We start from the raw sequence: 14,812 nt of genomic DNA on the forward strand, positions 1-14,812 counted from the left end.
GACCAGGTATCTACCATGCGCCGCCATGGCGAAACCCCAGTATTGGCTGATCAAGAGCGAGCCCTCCGTCTACGCCTATGCTCAGCTGGAGAAGGACGGCAGGACGGAATGGACGGGCGTGCGCAGCTTCGAGGCTCGCAACAACATCCGGGCGATGAAGCCCGGCGACCTGTGCCTCTACTACCACTCGAACGAGGACAAGGCCGTGGTGGGCGTGGCCCGGGTGCTCACCGAGCCCGGGCCGGATCCCACCGCGCCCGGTGAGGACTGGGCCTCGGTGGACGTGGGGCCCGTGGTGGCGCTCGAGGAGCCGGTGACGCTCGCCACCATCAAGGCCACCCGCGAGCTGAAGGACTTCCCGCTCATCACCCGGAGCCGGCTGAGCGTGGCCCCTGCCACCGCCGAGCACTTCAAGCACATCCTCGCCATGAGCGGGACGAAGCTGCCCCGGGCGAAGTGAGCAGAGCGCGGCAGCTCAGGCGCTGGCCGGGTGCAACTTCTGCTGCAGCAGGTTCGCCCGGTTGCGCGCCGACAACAGCTGCTGCCGCAGCGACTCGGCATCACGCGCCACATCGACGAAGTCCTGCGCCTCCGCGTCGCTCGCCAGGGAGCCGGCGCTCTCCGCCACCTTCGACATCCGCTCGTTCACCATCTGCAGCGAGGAGATGATGTCCTCGGCCTTCACCGGCTCGCCCTTCTGCGTCCGGCTGGCCAGCTCCTGCATGTGCGAGCTGAGCGAACCCGCCTCCTGCCCCAACGCCGCGAAGCGCTCCATCAACGACTGGTACACCTTCGTGCGCTCCTGCAGCTCCAGCGCACGGTTGTTCACCTCGGCCGCCAGCTCTTGCTGCCGATCCCTCCAGCCGTTGAGCACCGAGAGCAGCGAGCGCATGTTCGCCACCATCCGCTCGTCGCAGTCCGCCACCTGGTTGAGCAGCTTGCCCATCCGCTCCAGGTGCTTCTGCGACCGCAGCTCGCCCGTGCGGACCTCTTCCGCGAGGGTCTCGAACTTGCGCAGCTCCTCTTCGATCGCCATCGCGGCGTTGACCAGCTCGGAGGACTCGGACTGCTGCCGCTTGCTCATAGGTGCTGCTCCCGTCGGGAAGAAGAAGGGCCGAGCCCTGTTCCTAACAGATCGCCTCCCAACTCACTTCCCCGAAGTGGCCTGAAGCGGCGCCGGAGCGACCCGCGCCAGCTTCGGCCCCACGAAGGTGTGACGCTGGAATGCCACCCAGTAGACAGTCAGCAGGGCCAGGGCCCCGGCGAACGTGTACCCGGCCAGCTCGTTGGGCGGCAGGATGAAGAGCACCATCACCACCGCGCACCAGCAGAGCGCCACCACGTTCACCGGCGTGGAGAAGCGTCCCAGGTCCCACGGCCCTCGGTGCGTCCACGTCCCATTGCGCCGCGCGATCAGGCCCACCAGCACGGGCAGAGCGTACGAGGCATAGAGCGCCAGCGTGCTGAGCGCCACCATGGCCGCGTAGGCCCCGCTCCAGATGGCCACCACGAAGGCCGCCGCCACGGACACCCAGATGGCCACATGTGGGCTGCGGAAGCGCGGTGACACGCGCGCGAGCAGCGGCGAGGCCGGCAACCCCCCATCTCGTGCGAACGCGAAGAGCATGCGCGAGTTGGACGTCACCGAGGACAGCCCGCAGAACCACATGGCCCCGATGGCGATCCACACCAGCGCCCCGCCGAGCGCGGGCCCGAGCGACTCGCTCAGCACGTACAGGAAGGGGTTGGGCGCGGCGGCCGCGGCCGGCAGGTCTCGAATCGCCAGCGTCACCCCCATCAGCAGCACATACCCCACCACGGCGCTCACCGCCACGGACAGGAAGATGCCCCAGGGCGCGTTGCGCGTTGGATCCACCGTCTCCTCGGAGACGTGAGCGCTGGCGTCATAACCCGTGAACGTCCACTGCGCCTGCAACAGGCCGATGAGGAAGCCGTAGGCGTAGACGTTGCTCTCGGAGGTGAAGCGCGTGAGCAGGAAGGAGAAGTCCTGCTTGGGCGCAAAGGCCATCAGCGCGCCAATCACCACCGCCACACCCGCCACGTGGTACCAGGCCGAAACGTTGTTGAGCAGCGCCACCGCGCGCACGCCCACGTGGTTGAGCACCGCGTGCGACAGCAGGATGACCGCATAGAGCGGCAGCACATAGCCCCGCTCTCGCGGCCACCCAAACATGTCCGCCAAGAACTCCGCGAGGCCATAGTCGATGCCCGCGGTGATGGCGAACTGGCCAATGGTGTTGAGCCACGCCGTAAAGAAGCCCACCCGCACGCCCCCCAGCATGGCGGCCCAGTGGTAGAGCGCACCCGCCGTGGGGTACGAGGAGGCGAGCTGCGCGAGGCTCGCCGCCACCGTCAGCGTCATCACCGCCACCAACGGCCAGCCCACTCCCATGACGAACGGCCCGCCGAAGCGCAGGCCATGGCCATAGAGCGTCACCGCTCCGGTGAGGATGGAGATGATGGAGAAGGAGACGGCGAAGTTGGAGAAGCCGCCCATGTCGCGCAGCAGCTGCTGCGCATATCCCAGACGCTGGAGCTGAGCTGCATCCGCCTCCAGCTGGTGCTTCTTGTCTGCATCCATACCCATGACCATGGCGCCTCGGCCAGGGGGATGGGAAGGGGCGGCGGCTCGAAAGTGTGGGCTCGGTGATACCGGGGAGGAGGCGCTACCGCTTGCCGTCCTCTCGCTCCGGGGCTGGGACAGCAGGCGTCTTGGGGGTCGCGATGCGCCGCTCGATGCGGATGTGGCGCATCGACGGGCCCGGAGTCATGGGGCCCATCTCCGCCTCCAGCTTCTGCCAGTAGTCAGGGCCCAGCGCCTTCTTGATGGCCACCATCAAGCCCACCCGGTTCTGGCGCACCGCCGTCTCCGCTCGGCCCGCCTTCTCCACCAGGTCCTTCACGGTGGCCTCGTTCGGGCTCGGCTGGCGGAGCTCCTTCTCCAGCGCGAGCTGGGTGCGCTTGAGCTCCGCCTCCAGGCCGATCAGCGCGTCATTGGCCTCGAAGGTCAGATCCTGCACCTTCTGCAAGAGGCTCTGCGGCAGGCCGATCTTCGCCGCCACCTGCGGCGGAATTCCATAGGACGGCGGTGCCATCGGAGGCTCAGGCGGATGCGGAGGCATCGGCGGCATGGGCAGCATCGTCGGCTGCGCGTTGAAGCGCACGTCTTCCACCTTGTCTTGCGCGAGCGCCGGCACAGCGGTGAGGACCACGAGGGCACACAGCAGCTTCTTCATCATGGTTCTGCTCCTTTGATTCACAGCTCACTCACTTCGAAAGTCGTCTGGCAGGCGCACCCAGACGGCGAGCGCCCCAAAAGGTCGGTACATCTCGTCCTGGACGCCCGGGAGGGTGCGCGTGTAGCCGTACACCTCGCCGAACAGCTCCCCGATGGAGACCACCTCGTCCCCCTGCCCTGCCGGTGCCGTCCGCTCGGGCTGCTCGACCCGCAGGGTGCCCTCGACGGGCCCTCCCACCACCACCGGCGCATCCTCGACAGGCACCGGCGCATCCTCGTGGGGCGAGACGAGCAGGAACAAGGTGACCACGGCGGCGGTGGCCGTGACGGTGGCCACCCTCCGGCGGCGGTGCTGGCGACGGCGCACCTCGCCCAGAATGGCCTCGCGCGCGAGGGCGGCTGGAGCGGGCGGCTCCGGCAACTGAAGCGCGCTGGCGGAGGTGTGAAGGCGGGCGAGCGAGCGGCATGCAGCGCACCGCTCCAAGTGGGCTTGGAAGTCCGGAGGCCGGGGCAGCCGCTCGTCCACGAGGGCCGCGGCGATGTCCTGGCAGCTCATGGGGTGTCTCCTTGGAGCGCGTCCGCGGCCTTGAGCTTCTGGAGCGCCCGGTAGAGGTGGATGCGGACGGTGCCGCGTCCAATGTTCATGGCATCGGCGATGGCATCGAGATCGAGCCCCTCCAGATACCGGAGGGAGAAGGCCGTGGCCTGCTGGGCCGGGAGCGTCCGCAACGCCCGGCCGAAGGCGCGCCAGCGCTCGGCACCCGCGAAGTGCTCCTCGGGAGAGGGCTGCGGAGCCGGACCGAGCTCCAGCACCTCGCGCAGGACATTCCACACCCGGCGCCGACGCAGGTGGCCCATGGCGCGCGAGACGAGGATGCGCCGCAACCAGGCAGGGCCGGCCTTGGAGTCCCTCAGGGTGTGGCGCTTCTCGTAGGCATCGGCCAGGGCGGACTGCACGAGGTCCCTCGCCTCCTCCCCATCCCACACCAGCCGCCGCGCCAACCGCAGGAGGGCTGCCTGCTCGCCCTCCACGAGCGCGTCGAAGTCGAGGGGGGTGGCCCTCTCCTCCATTGGCGGCTCGTTGATGACGGCGGTGCCCTTCAAGGTTGAACCTCGTTGCCCGGTTTCCACACAGGAGGACGCACGAGCCCCATCGGAGGCATACCGCCGATTTTTCCCCTATTTTCCAGCCCCGCCCGGAGAATCCCCAGCCCCATGCCCCCGTACGAGCTTCGCCAGGTTCCCGCCGCAGAGACGCGCTACCTCCGCCACGTCGTGCTCCGCCCGCACCAGCGCCCCGAGGAGCTGGTCTACCCGGGAGACGAGGCCCCCGACACCCTGCACCTGGCGCTGTACGTGGAGGGCCAGCAGCACGGAGTGGCCTCGCTCTACCGCGAGTCCCAGCCGGGCTCGAAGTCGACCACCGAGTGGCGCCTGCGGGGAATGGCGGTGCTCGCCGCGGATCAGGGCAAGGGCTATGGCGCCGCCCTGCTCCAGGCCTGCATCGATCATGCGAAGCGCCAGGGAGGCACCCGGCTGTGGTGCAACGCGCGCACGACGGCCTCGGGCTTCTACCGCAAGCTGGGCTTCGCCGTGGAAGGGGGGGAGTTCGAGCTCCCCGGCATTGGCCCGCACTACCTCATGTGGCGGGCCCTCTGACTCAGACCGCGGTGGCGCGCATCAGCCGGCCCGCGAGCTGGGTGTACTGATCGCGCTTCTCGGTGTCCCCGAGGTGCGCCCAGACATCCGCCAGGGCCCGGGCCGCTTCCGTGAGCCCCGGGTGCAGCTCCAGTGCCATCTGCAACACGTGGAGCGCGTGACGGTAGCGCGCCTTCCCCGTCAGCCCGATGCCCCGGGTCCGGTGCTTGCCCGACTCCGTCAGGAGCGCCTCGCCGAGGTTGGAGATCTCCACCGCCGTCGCCTCGAGCCAGGCCTTCTCGGGGTTGAGCTTCTGCGCCTCGTCTAGCAGCGTCCTCGCAGCCTCTGGCTCGTCTAGCTCGAGCTGGCAGAGCGCCGCGTTGCGATAGTGCTCGGCCGTCTCCGGATCCAGATCAATCGCACGCTCGAAGCACTTCAGCGCCTCGCGCGGACGTCCCAGACTGGAGAGCGAGGATCCCTTGGCGCTCAGCGCCAACACATGGCTCGGATCCTGAGCCAAAACGCGATCGAACACCTGGATGGCGGCCTGGTGATGGCCAGACATCGAGAGGCTGACACCCTCATTGAATGCCGCGAGCAGAGTGGACATAGGGCCCCTTGTCGCCGGCACGCAGGCCGGCCTCGTCGTGCGACCGGCTCACAAACAGCGGTCGGACACGAGAGCGTGACAGGACAGGAGACTCTTCGGGAATCCTAAACCTGGAGGTGCTGTAGCCCGGGCTACACCTCTACCCGGATTCCGGCTTCTCCGGACAAAAAGTGAATCTTCTGCAACACCGCGCCGAGGAACGGCGCTCCGCGTCAAGGCACCTTCTCCAAGGAGAGGGAGGTCTGTGACAGCGACTCCGGCAAGGGCAGCGGCTCGCGGCGAGCGCGGCTCGGGTCATGGGCCAGCTGGCGCGCCGACTCCATCAGCGCGTTCACGTCAAAGGGCGCGTCACTGGTGACGAAGAAGAAGCGCTCGAAGGCAGGGGCATCATCGAGCTCGTAGGCGCTCGGCAGCGCCACCGTGCCGCCCTTCAACTCGAGCGAGCCCGTGAGCGACTCCGGGAAGTGGAGCGTGACGGAGCCCCGTCCATCCACGGACAGCACCGCGCCGTAGCGCTGGCCCGCCGCCACGTAGCTGAGCTGCAGCACGTCCCCCTGCCGCGCCCGAGCCGGGTCCACCAGCAGCTCGGGCACACCTTGCGTCTGGCGGTGGATGAGCAGCTTCGGCTCCAACCCCTTGGTGCGCGTGGTCTCCAGCAGCGCCACCTGCTGGGGCCGGGCCTCCTCGGGCAGCTCGTCACGCGAGAAGACCATCATCAGCGCGAGCCCCAGGGCCAGGGGCGCGCCCAGCGCGACGGCCGGCAGCCAGCGGCGGGACGGAGAGGCGGCCGGCATCGAGCGGGAGGCCTCCACCACCCGGCGACGGCGCGCGACCTCGGCGACAACCTGGGACGGGGGGAGCTTCTGGAGCGTGGCGCCATCATCGGACTCCAGCTGGGCGAGCCGCTCGAGACCTCCAGGCTCCGCGGCCAGCCGCGCGCGGGCGGCGGCCAGCTCCTCGGGGGGCAGCTCTCCCAGGGCGATGCGCTCCAACAGCCAATCGGGCGTGCGTTGGGACATGTCAGGCGGCCTCCAGTTCCTGCAGGTGAGCGCGCAGGGTGCGCAGGCGCTTGCGGACGCCAGAGACGGAGAGGCCCACTTCCTTCGCCACCTCCTCGTACGTCATCCCATCCACCAGGTGCAGCACGGCGATGGTGCGCGTAGACACCTGCTCCCGTCCGAAGAGTCGATCCAACACCGCCGCTGCCCCCGTGCGCGCCTCCATGTCGTCCAGCGAGGCGATGCGCACCAGCAGCTCCTCATCCGCGTCCGCCGGGCGCCGGCGCTCCGAGCGCATCCGGTTGAGGCACACATTCGTCGCCATGCGGTGCAACAGGCTTGAAGGGGCCGTCTGCGTCAGCACCTCCTGGTGATCGATGAGCTGCACGAACACGTCGTGCATGGCGTCCACCGCCCGCTCCTCGTCACGGAGGAGGAAGCGGCAACGCCGGAGCACCATCGGTCCATACCGGCGGTAGCAGGCTTCCACATCGATGGCCAACGTCGGATCCTCCGTCCCTTGCGCGCACCTGAACACCGGAGCGGGCACGACCTGTTACCTCGCGTCCCGTCTTTTCGTGCAACTGGAAGGTGAGGGGCCGTAAGTAGCTGGAATCGCGTCCATCGGCCAGCGCGGAAGCACTGGAAAAGCTCAGGTCCCAGCGTCCAAAAGGGCCGAAAAACCCGCGACAAAATCCGGGTAGCGAGGCCTCCACCCCAGCGCCTTCAGCCGGGCATTGGAGACGGCCCGATCACCCCGAAGGGACTCGTGGAGGGAAGCCAGGGGAACGGCGGGCGGAGGCGGCAGCCCCATTCGCGCACACAGCCAGGCAGAGGTCTCCGCCTGGGTCGCCGGCCGGTCATCCGCCACGCAGTACCAGCCCCCCAGCTCCCCCTTCTCCAGCACCACCTGGATGGCCTGCACCAGGTCGTCCACATGCACCCGGGAGATGCGTCCGCCTCCGCTCTCGGGGATGCGGAGCGTGCCAGCCCGGAGGCGCTCGTGCAGACCCCGGCCAGGACCGTAGATGCCCGCGATGCGCAGGGCGATACCACCGAGCCGCCGATACCGCGCCTCCGCCTCGATGCGGCCCCGACCATTCGCGGAGGTGGGATCCACGGGCGTGTCCTCGTCCACGTGTCCCCGCGCACCCCCGTAGACGCCCGTGGAAGAGAGATAGACGAGGCAGGAGGGACCCGTGCGCTCCAGCGACTCGGCCAGGGAGGCGTCGAGCCCCGCGTCCGGCGGAATGGAGATCACCACATGCGCCTCCTTCGAGGACGCCACGGCCTCCTCCAGCGAGAGCAGCTGGACGCCCTCGCGGGACAGCTCTTCGCGACGCTGCTCGTCACGGGTCACCGCGAGCACCCGGCGCCCCTTGCGGGCTTCCTCGCGCGCCAGCCGCGTCAACGTGTAACCACACCCGAGCAGGATGAGAGGAACCATGCCCCGCGATTACTGGGCCGGTGCGAGGAACGCAAGCGGGCGCTGCTGGGGGCATATGTCATAAACTGGATGCCCCTTCGTGGTGGGTCCACGGGGTGACACCGTGCCACCCTGCCCCCCGTGGCAGCGTTCACCGTGATGAACGCAGATCGCGCCGCGCTCCAGGCCCAACTCCGGGTGAAAAGGAGGGCCTTCCTCGTCTCCGCGGGGATGATGGCGACGAGCCTCCTGCTCCACCGTCTGCTCTCCCCCACTCATGACCCCAGGCTGGTGGTGGTGCAGCTCGCCTGGAGCGTGAGCTTCGTCCTGCTCGGACTGGGCGTGGGCGCGGGACTGCTGCCCCCCTGGGCCTCGGGGACCGGGTCCGCTCTGGTGTGCATCACCGCGGTGACGGCCATTGTCCACTACACCGGCGGACCGGCGAGCCCCTACTTCGTGACGCTCGTCGCCGCGCCCCTCCTGCTGTCCATGTTCACCCCGGACTCCCGGCTGCCAACGCTGGTGTCCGTCGGGATGATGTTGGGCGCAGTGGTGCTGTTGAATACCCTGGCCGGAATACCTACGAACACCTTCCTTCCGCAGGTGCTCACCTTTGGCCTGATCGGCAGCATCGGCCTGTACGGAGGGACGACCTACCGGCGGCTGCGCGAGGCGGAGAAGGTGGCCCAGGAGGAGCGGCTGCGTGCCTTGGAGCGGCTGGCCGAGAGCGAGCGGCTGCGGCGGCGCGCCGAGCGCGAGCGCGCGGAGGTGGAGCGGCTGGTGCTGGTGGGGCAGCTCGCCAGCGGAGTGGCCCACGAGGTGAACAACCCGCTGGCCTTCGTGAAGTCCAACCTGCACTACCTCGAGCAGGAGCTGCTGGGCGGGGACAAGCCTCCGGACCCGTCCGAGCTGCGCGAGCTGCTGGACGAGACGCGGCAGGGGGTGCTGCGCATCCAACAGATCGTCACGGACCTGCGGCGCTTCTCGCGAGAGGGGGACGGAAACGAGGACCGGGGCGACCCGGGGGAGGCGATGGAAGAAGCCAGGCGGCTGGCCTCGGTCCGCTTGCGCGGCCTGGGCGACGTGGAGCTGGACATCCCCTCGGGTCTACCGCCGGTGCGGCTGGGACAGCGACGTCTGGTGCAGGTGCTGCTGAACCTGCTGCTGAACGCGGCAGATGCGGTGGAGAGCGCAGTGCCCGCGCGACGGGCACGCATCACGCTGCGGGCCCGGCGGACAAAGGAGGGCGTCCGGTTGGAGGTGGCGGACAACGGCTCGGGCATTCCCCCAGAGGTGTTACCGCGGATCTTCGAGCCCTTCTTCACCACCAAGCCCCCGGGAAAGGGCACCGGCCTGGGGCTGCCGCTGTGCCTCGAGTACGTCTCCCGGACGGGGGGGACTCTCACGGCGGAGAACCGGCCCGAGGGCGGCGCTCGCTTCGTCCTCACTCTGACGGAGGCGTCGGCAGCCGCCTCGGCGGCGTAGGCATTGTGATACAAGCCGCCCAACGTGAGCACCGCTACAGACACCATCCCTACTTTTGAACAACTGGGCCTCGGGCCCGCCCTTATCGAGGCGCTCAGCGCACTCGGCTACGAGGAGCCCACCCCCATCCAACGGGCTGCCCTCCCCCCGCTACTCGCGGGCAAGGATCTGCTCGGCATCGCCGCCACTGGCACCGGTAAGACCGCCGCCTTCTCGCTTCCCCTCCTCCAGCGGCTCACCCCCGAGGCCAAACGCGCGCCGTTCTCCACCTCCGCGCTTGTGCTCGTCCCCACACGCGAGCTCGCCATGCAGGTGGCCGAGGCCATCCACCGCTACGGCCAGAAGCTCGGCATTACCGTGCTGCCGCTCTACGGTGGCCAGCCCATCGGGCAGCAGCTGCGCGTCCTCAAGCGCGGCGTGGACGTCGTCGTCGCCACCCCGGGCCGCGCGCTCGATCACCTCAACCGCCAGTCCCTCCTGCTCGACTCCGTCCAGACCGTCGTGCTCGACGAGGCCGACGAGATGCTGGACATGGGCTTCGCCGAGGACCTGGAGGCCATCCTCGAGGCCACCCCGGAGAAGCACCAGACGGCCCTCTTCTCCGCCACCCTGCCCCCCCGCATCGCCTCCATCGCCGAGCGTCACCTGCACCAGCCCGTGCACGTGCGCATCGCCAAGGAGAAGGTAGCGCCCGGCACCGGCCCTCGCGTGCGTCAGACGGCCTACATCGTCCCGGGCGCCTTCAAGGCCGCCACGCTCGGACGCGTGCTGGACGTGGAGGCCCCCACCGCCGCCATCGTCTTCTGCCGCACCCGCACGGAGGTGGATGAGCTCACCGTGTCGCTCAACGGCCGAGGCTGGCGCGCCCAGGCCCTCCACGGCGGCATGGACCAGGCCCAGCGCGACCGCGTCCTCAAGCAGTTCAAGACCCACGCCGTGGATCTGCTGGTCGCCACCGACGTGGCCGCTCGCGGACTGGACATCGAGAAGCTCTCCCACGTCGTCAACTACGACGTGCCCAACGCCCCCGAGGCGTACGTCCACCGCATTGGCCGCACGGGCCGCGCTGGGCGCGAGGGCGTGGCCATCACCCTCGCCGAGCCGCGCGAGCACCGGCTGCTGCGCAACATCGAGAAGCTCACGGGCCAACGAATCGAAGTGGCCACCGTGCCCACCGTGGCGGACCTGCGTGCCCGCCGGCTGGAGCTCGTGCGTGCCTCCCTGCGCGAGGCCCTGGTGGCCGGAGAGCTCGACTCCTACCGCTCCGTGGTGGAGAGCCTCGCCTCGGAGTTCGACCTGGTGGATGTGGCCACCGCCGCGGTGAAGCTGCTCCACGACGCCCAGGTGGAGGGCCAAGAGGAGGAGGAGGAGGACATCCCCACGTTGCCCCCGCCCACGCAGAAGCCCCCCCGTCCGGGCAAGAACGCCCGGATGGCGGAGCGCGCCGGCCCCCGAGAGCGGCCGGGCGGTCCGCCGGGCACGAAGCGTCGCTCGGGTCCGCCGCAGGACTTCGACATGGCGCGCCTCTTCATCGGCGTGGGCCGGCACGCGGGCGTACGGCCTGCGGACCTGGTGGGTGCCATCGCCGGCGAGGCGGGCGTAGAGGGTCGGCGAATCGGCGCCATCGAAATCGGCGACAACTACTCCCTCGTCGAGGTGCCTGAGCCCCTCGCCGAGCAGATCATCTCCGCGCTGCGCCAGGCCACCCTGCGCGGCAAGAAGGTGCAGGTCCGGCGCGACCGCGGTTGAGCGCCGGAGGCAGGAGGGACACGACGAGGGCTCGTGCCCTCCGTCGGGCCTTCTTGTCAGCGCCGCCACGCCCTCCCTACCCATATAGGCACGAAGAACCTGGGAACAGGGGGAGCCGTGAGCCGGGTGGAGGTCTCTCGAGTGGAGCAGGACACGCCTGTGCTCCAGGAGATGGGCCCCTATCTGCTCCAAGGGGTTCTCGGCAGTGGTGGCATGGGGATCGTCTACCTGGGCGTCCACCGGGAGACGGGCGAGCGAGTGGCGCTCAAGACGGTGCGTGTCACCCGCTCCTCCACGCTGGCCTGCATCCGGCGGGAGGTCCAGTCGCTCAGCCGCATCCACCACCCGGGCATCGTCCGAATCATTGACCACGGAATCTCCGGCGGGCTGCCCTGGTACGCCATGGAGCTGCTGGAGAACCGGACCTTCAACCAGCTCATCGAGCGGTACTACCACCAGACCAACTCTCGGAAAGTGGACCCGAAGCTGCCCGCCCGCCCTCTTCTGGAGAAGGTGCTGCAGCTGTGCGCGCCGCTGGCCTATTTGCACGGCTGCGGTCTCGTCCACCGGGACCTCAAGCCCGGGAACATCTTCATCCGGAAGAACGGCACCGTGGTGCTCGGCGACTTCGGTGTGGTGGTGGAGTTCGGCGGAGCCCTGGGGCGAGAGGTCCTCCATGTCGACGGCGCCGGTATGGGCACGCTGATGTACATGGCGCCCGAGCAGATCCGCGGAGATCTCGTCGACGCCCGGGCGGACCTCTACGCACTCGGCTGCATCCTCTACGAGTGCGTGACCGGCTTTGCCCCTTTCTTCGGAAGCTCGCCGCAGCTCGTCCGCCGCCGGCACCTTCAGGAGCAGCCCACGCCCCCCTCCCTGCTCGTCGAGGAGCCCATCCCTGAGCAGCTGGAGTGGCTCATCCTCAAGCTCCTGGCGAAGAGACCCGAGGACCGGTTCGGTTATGCCGAGGACGTCGCCCGGGTGCTCGTGGAGCTGGGCGTGGAGGCGGGCGAGCCCGAGCCCCTCCCCAAGCCCCACCCCTACCTCTACCGCCCGCCCTTCACGGGGCGGAAGGAGGCCATGCGGAAGCTGAACGATCTCCTGGACGAGATGCTCTTCTGCAAGGGCGGGCGAGTCTTCATCGGCGGCGGCAGTGGCGTCGGCAAGACACGGCTGGCCCTGGAGGTGGCCCGCGAGGCCATCCACCGAGATCTCCCGGTGGTGACGTGCGAGTGCATCCCACTGGGTCTCTCCGGCACACAGGTGGATGCCGGCATGAGGGCCCCGCCCCTCCACCCCTTCCGCTCGCTGCTGGCCGCGGTGGCGGATCACTGCCAGCACGGAGGTGAGAAGGAGACGGCACGATTGCTGGGGCCGAAGGGCAAGGTGCTGGTCGCCTACGAGCCTTCTCTGGACCAGCTCCCCGGCCAGCGAGAGCTGCCCCCACCTCCCCCGCTCCCGGATGCCGACACGGCGCGCGCCCGCACCTTCTCTGCCCTCCAGGATGTCCTCTTCGCCTTCGCCGAGGAGGATCCCCTCCTGCTGATCATCGACGATCTCCAGTGGGCGGACGAGATGACCCTGGCCTTCCTGCGGCAGCTGCGGCACGAGGACCTGGTCGAGCGGGGCGTGCTGCTGCTGGGCACCTACCGCATGGAGGAGATGGGCGATGCGCTGAGAGAGGTGGTCTCCGCGCCGGGCTCCCTCCACATCGAGCTGGGACGGCTCGACGAGCGCAGCATTGAGTCGATGGCGCGCGGCATGCTCGCCCTGCACGTGCTCCCCCGGGACTTCGACAGGCTGGTCCGCCGCTCCGAGGGCAACCCGTTCTTCGTCGCCGAATACCTGCGCGCCACCATCTCCGAGGGGCTGCTCCACCGAGACACCGCGGGCCAGTGGCGGCTGGACGCACAGGTGCGCACGGGGGGAGCGCTCGAGGAGCTGTCGCTGCCCGGCTCCATCGCGGAGATCATCCACCGACGCCTGCGCGACCTGGATCCCAAGGCCCAGCTGATGGCAGAGACCGCGGCCGTGCTCGGGCGCGAGTTCGACGCGGACCTCCTGCTGGACACGGCGCCGCTGGAGCACACGGAGGCCCTGGAGGCCCTACAGACGCTGCGGGTTCGGCAGATCCTCGAGAAGGCCTCGGGCGGCAGGCTGCGCTTCCTCCACGACAAGCTGCGGGAGTTCACCTACGCCAGCATCACGCTCCAGCGCAGCCGCCAGCACCACCGCCGGGCTGCCGAGGCCATCGAGCACCGCTACCAACAGGCGCTCGACTTCGCCCTGTACTTCCCGAGCCTGGCCAATCACTGGGCAAAGGCCGATGTCCACGATCAGGCCAGCCGCTACTTCCAACTGGCAGGGGATCGCGCGAGTGCGGCCCATGCCAACGGCGAGGCCATCCTCTTCTACCGGGCGGCGCTCACCGAGGCCCACGCGTACTTCCAACAGGAGCACCACGAGCCGGAGCACTGGCGTCCGATCCTGCTCCGCGTCCACGAGCGCCTGGGAGACGTGCTGGCGCTCTCAGGACGGCAGGAGGAGGCCCGAGCAGCCTTCGGCGACGCCCTGTCCCGGCTCTCCCCCGACGAGCGACTCCATCGCGCCTGCATCCACCGCAAGGTGGGCAAGACGTGGGAGACACTCCACCAGCACGAAGACGCGCTGCGCGCCTATGACGAGGCCGAGGCCGCCCTGGGGCCCGCGCCCGAACAAGCCGGCGAGCGAGACCCGGGTGTCGCCGACTGGTGGAAGGAATGGGTGCAGATCCAGGTGGATCGCCACTGGACGTACTACTGGATGAATCGGCGAGAGGAGATGAACGCACTGGTGAGGAAGCTGCGTGCCGTCGCGGAGACGCAGCTGACCCCGCTGCAGCGCGCCAACTTCTTCGTGATGGTGCTCAACACCGCCTTCCGCCAGGAGCGCTACGTGGTCCAGGCGGAGACCTTGGAGTACGGACGCCTCGCCGTGGAGGCCGCCGATGCCTCGGGAGACCCGGGCACGCGCGTGGCGACCCGCTTCAGCAACGCCTTCGCCTTGCTGTTCTATGGAGACCTCGATGAGGCCGAGCGCCAGAGCCTCGCCGGACTGGAGCTGGTGGAGCAGACAGGCGACCTGACGCAGAAGTCACGCCTCCTCACCTACCTGACCCTGGTCTACCGCAAGCGAGGTGACGTCAACCGCGTGCGCGAGTACTGCGAGCAGAGCCTGGAGGTGGCGCTCGTCACGCAGATGCGCGACTACGTCGGCGCGGCCCGGGCCAACCACGCCTGGGTGTCCTGGCGAGAGCAGCGGATGAACGAGGCCGAGCAGGAGGCTCGCACGGCCCTGGAATGCTGGAGCAAGCTCTCAACGCTCTACCCCTATCCGTTCCAGTGGCTGGGCTTGTGGGTGCTCGTGGCGGCGGAGCTCCAGCGTCATGCGCTCGCCCAAGCAGTGGAGCATGCGCACGCACTGCTGGACCCTACGCAGCAGCGACTGCCAGAGGCCCTGACCTCCGAGCTGGAAGCGGCACTCGACGCCTGGAAGCAGGGGCGGGAGGAGCAGGCGCGGGAACACCTGGAACACGCCGTCAGCGCCGCGCAGAGCCAGGGATTTCTGTGAGGCAGGCAAGCCCGCCGGTTCATCTTTCGTCACATTTA

General features: G+C 69.1%; 14 protein-coding genes. 5 read left to right on the forward strand and 9 right to left on the reverse strand.

What is annotated here, in order from left to right:
- Positions 1-25 precede the first annotated feature (25 nt).
- Positions 26-460, forward strand: a complete 435-nt coding sequence (locus F0U60_RS32040; protein ID WP_395805534.1) for an EVE domain-containing protein — start codon at positions 26-28, stop codon at positions 458-460.
- Between the two features lie 15 nt (positions 461-475).
- Here the strand turns inward: F0U60_RS32040 and F0U60_RS32045 are convergent, their stop codons facing one another.
- From F0U60_RS32045 to F0U60_RS32065, 5 genes are all read right to left on the reverse strand, one after another.
- The gene (locus F0U60_RS32045) at positions 476-1,084 is read right to left on the reverse strand and encodes a hypothetical protein (protein WP_395805536.1); all 609 of its coding nucleotides are present in this window, start codon (positions 1,082-1,084) and stop codon (positions 476-478) included.
- 63 nt (positions 1,085-1,147) lie between these two features.
- Positions 1,148-2,608 carry an amino acid permease gene (locus F0U60_RS32050; protein WP_395805538.1) on the reverse strand — a complete coding sequence of 487 codons (1,461 nt, stop codon included), beginning with the start codon at positions 2,606-2,608 and terminating at the stop codon, positions 1,148-1,150.
- A 79-nt stretch (positions 2,609-2,687) separates the two neighbouring features.
- The gene (locus F0U60_RS32055) at positions 2,688-3,260 is read right to left on the reverse strand and encodes a periplasmic heavy metal sensor (RefSeq protein WP_395805540.1); all 573 of its coding nucleotides are present in this window, start codon (positions 3,258-3,260) and stop codon (positions 2,688-2,690) included.
- A 24-nt stretch (positions 3,261-3,284) separates the two neighbouring features.
- Positions 3,285-3,815 carry a hypothetical protein gene (locus F0U60_RS32060; protein WP_395805542.1) on the reverse strand — a complete coding sequence of 177 codons (531 nt, stop codon included), beginning with the start codon at positions 3,813-3,815 and terminating at the stop codon, positions 3,285-3,287.
- Positions 3,812-4,363 (reverse strand): RNA polymerase sigma factor, encoded by a 552-nt coding sequence (locus F0U60_RS32065; RefSeq protein ID WP_395805544.1) that lies wholly within the window; start codon positions 4,361-4,363, stop codon positions 3,812-3,814. Before F0U60_RS32065 ends, F0U60_RS32060 begins: the two co-directional genes overlap by 4 nt.
- Before the next feature lie 111 nt (positions 4,364-4,474).
- Here F0U60_RS32065 and F0U60_RS32070 point away from each other — a divergent pair, with 111 nt between their 5' ends.
- Positions 4,475-4,918, forward strand: coding sequence for a GNAT family N-acetyltransferase (locus F0U60_RS32070; protein WP_395805546.1), 444 nt, complete (start codon positions 4,475-4,477; stop codon positions 4,916-4,918).
- Between the two features lies 1 nt (position 4,919).
- Here F0U60_RS32070 and F0U60_RS32075 read toward each other — a convergent pair whose 3' ends face one another.
- The 4 genes from F0U60_RS32075 to F0U60_RS32090 form a co-directional block, all read right to left on the reverse strand.
- Positions 4,920-5,507: a tetratricopeptide repeat protein gene (locus F0U60_RS32075; protein ID WP_395805548.1), complete on the reverse strand. Its 588-nt coding sequence runs from the start codon at positions 5,505-5,507 to the stop codon at positions 4,920-4,922.
- A gap of 212 nt (positions 5,508-5,719) precedes the next feature.
- Positions 5,720-6,526 (reverse strand): ActD protein, encoded by an 807-nt coding sequence (locus F0U60_RS32080; RefSeq protein ID WP_395805550.1) that lies wholly within the window; start codon positions 6,524-6,526, stop codon positions 5,720-5,722.
- Between the two features lies 1 nt (position 6,527).
- Entirely contained in the window at positions 6,528-7,007 is a 480-nt protein-coding gene (locus F0U60_RS32085) for an RNA polymerase sigma factor (protein ID WP_395805552.1), read from the reverse strand.
- 150 nt (positions 7,008-7,157) lie between these two features.
- Positions 7,158-7,952 carry an NAD-dependent epimerase/dehydratase family protein gene (locus tag F0U60_RS32090; RefSeq protein ID WP_395805554.1) on the reverse strand — a complete coding sequence of 265 codons (795 nt, stop codon included), beginning with the start codon at positions 7,950-7,952 and terminating at the stop codon, positions 7,158-7,160.
- A 138-nt stretch (positions 7,953-8,090) separates the two neighbouring features.
- Between F0U60_RS32090 and F0U60_RS32095 the strand changes: the two genes are divergently transcribed.
- From F0U60_RS32095 to F0U60_RS32105, 3 genes are all read left to right on the forward strand, one after another.
- The gene (locus F0U60_RS32095; RefSeq protein ID WP_395825549.1) at positions 8,091-9,416 is read left to right on the forward strand and encodes an ATP-binding protein; all 1,326 of its coding nucleotides are present in this window, start codon (positions 8,091-8,093) and stop codon (positions 9,414-9,416) included.
- A 24-nt stretch (positions 9,417-9,440) separates the two neighbouring features.
- The gene (locus F0U60_RS32100) at positions 9,441-11,165 is read left to right on the forward strand and encodes a DEAD/DEAH box helicase (RefSeq protein WP_395805556.1); all 1,725 of its coding nucleotides are present in this window, start codon (positions 9,441-9,443) and stop codon (positions 11,163-11,165) included.
- Between the two features lie 117 nt (positions 11,166-11,282).
- Complete coding sequence (locus tag F0U60_RS32105; RefSeq protein WP_395805558.1) at positions 11,283-14,774, forward strand: serine/threonine-protein kinase PknK; 3,492 nt, start codon at positions 11,283-11,285, stop codon at positions 14,772-14,774.
- Positions 14,775-14,812: the final 38 nt, after the last annotated feature.

The sequence above is a fragment of the Archangium minus genome, assembly GCF_044360475.1.
Taxonomy (GTDB): Bacteria; Myxococcota; Myxococcia; order Myxococcales; family Myxococcaceae; genus Archangium; species Archangium minus.

Coding starts and splice junctions, on each gene's coding strand:
- F0U60_RS32075 (WP_395805548.1), bottom strand. CDS start 5,507: ATGTCCACTCTGCTCGCGGCATTCAATGAGGGTGTCAGCCTCTCGATG.
- F0U60_RS32050 (WP_395805538.1), bottom strand. CDS start 2,608: ATGGGTATGGATGCAGACAAGAAGCACCAGCTGGAGGCGGATGCAGCT.
- F0U60_RS32095 (WP_395825549.1), top strand. CDS start 8,091: ATGAACGCAGATCGCGCCGCGCTCCAGGCCCAACTCCGGGTGAAAAGG.
- F0U60_RS32090 (WP_395805554.1), bottom strand. CDS start 7,952: ATGGTTCCTCTCATCCTGCTCGGGTGTGGTTACACGTTGACGCGGCTG.
- F0U60_RS32040 (WP_395805534.1), top strand. CDS start 26: ATGGCGAAACCCCAGTATTGGCTGATCAAGAGCGAGCCCTCCGTCTAC.
- F0U60_RS32080 (WP_395805550.1), bottom strand. CDS start 6,526: ATGTCCCAACGCACGCCCGATTGGCTGTTGGAGCGCATCGCCCTGGGA.
- F0U60_RS32060 (WP_395805542.1), bottom strand. CDS start 3,815: ATGAGCTGCCAGGACATCGCCGCGGCCCTCGTGGACGAGCGGCTGCCC.
- F0U60_RS32045 (WP_395805536.1), bottom strand. CDS start 1,084: ATGAGCAAGCGGCAGCAGTCCGAGTCCTCCGAGCTGGTCAACGCCGCG.
- F0U60_RS32070 (WP_395805546.1), top strand. CDS start 4,475: ATGCCCCCGTACGAGCTTCGCCAGGTTCCCGCCGCAGAGACGCGCTAC.
- F0U60_RS32055 (WP_395805540.1), bottom strand. CDS start 3,260: ATGATGAAGAAGCTGCTGTGTGCCCTCGTGGTCCTCACCGCTGTGCCG.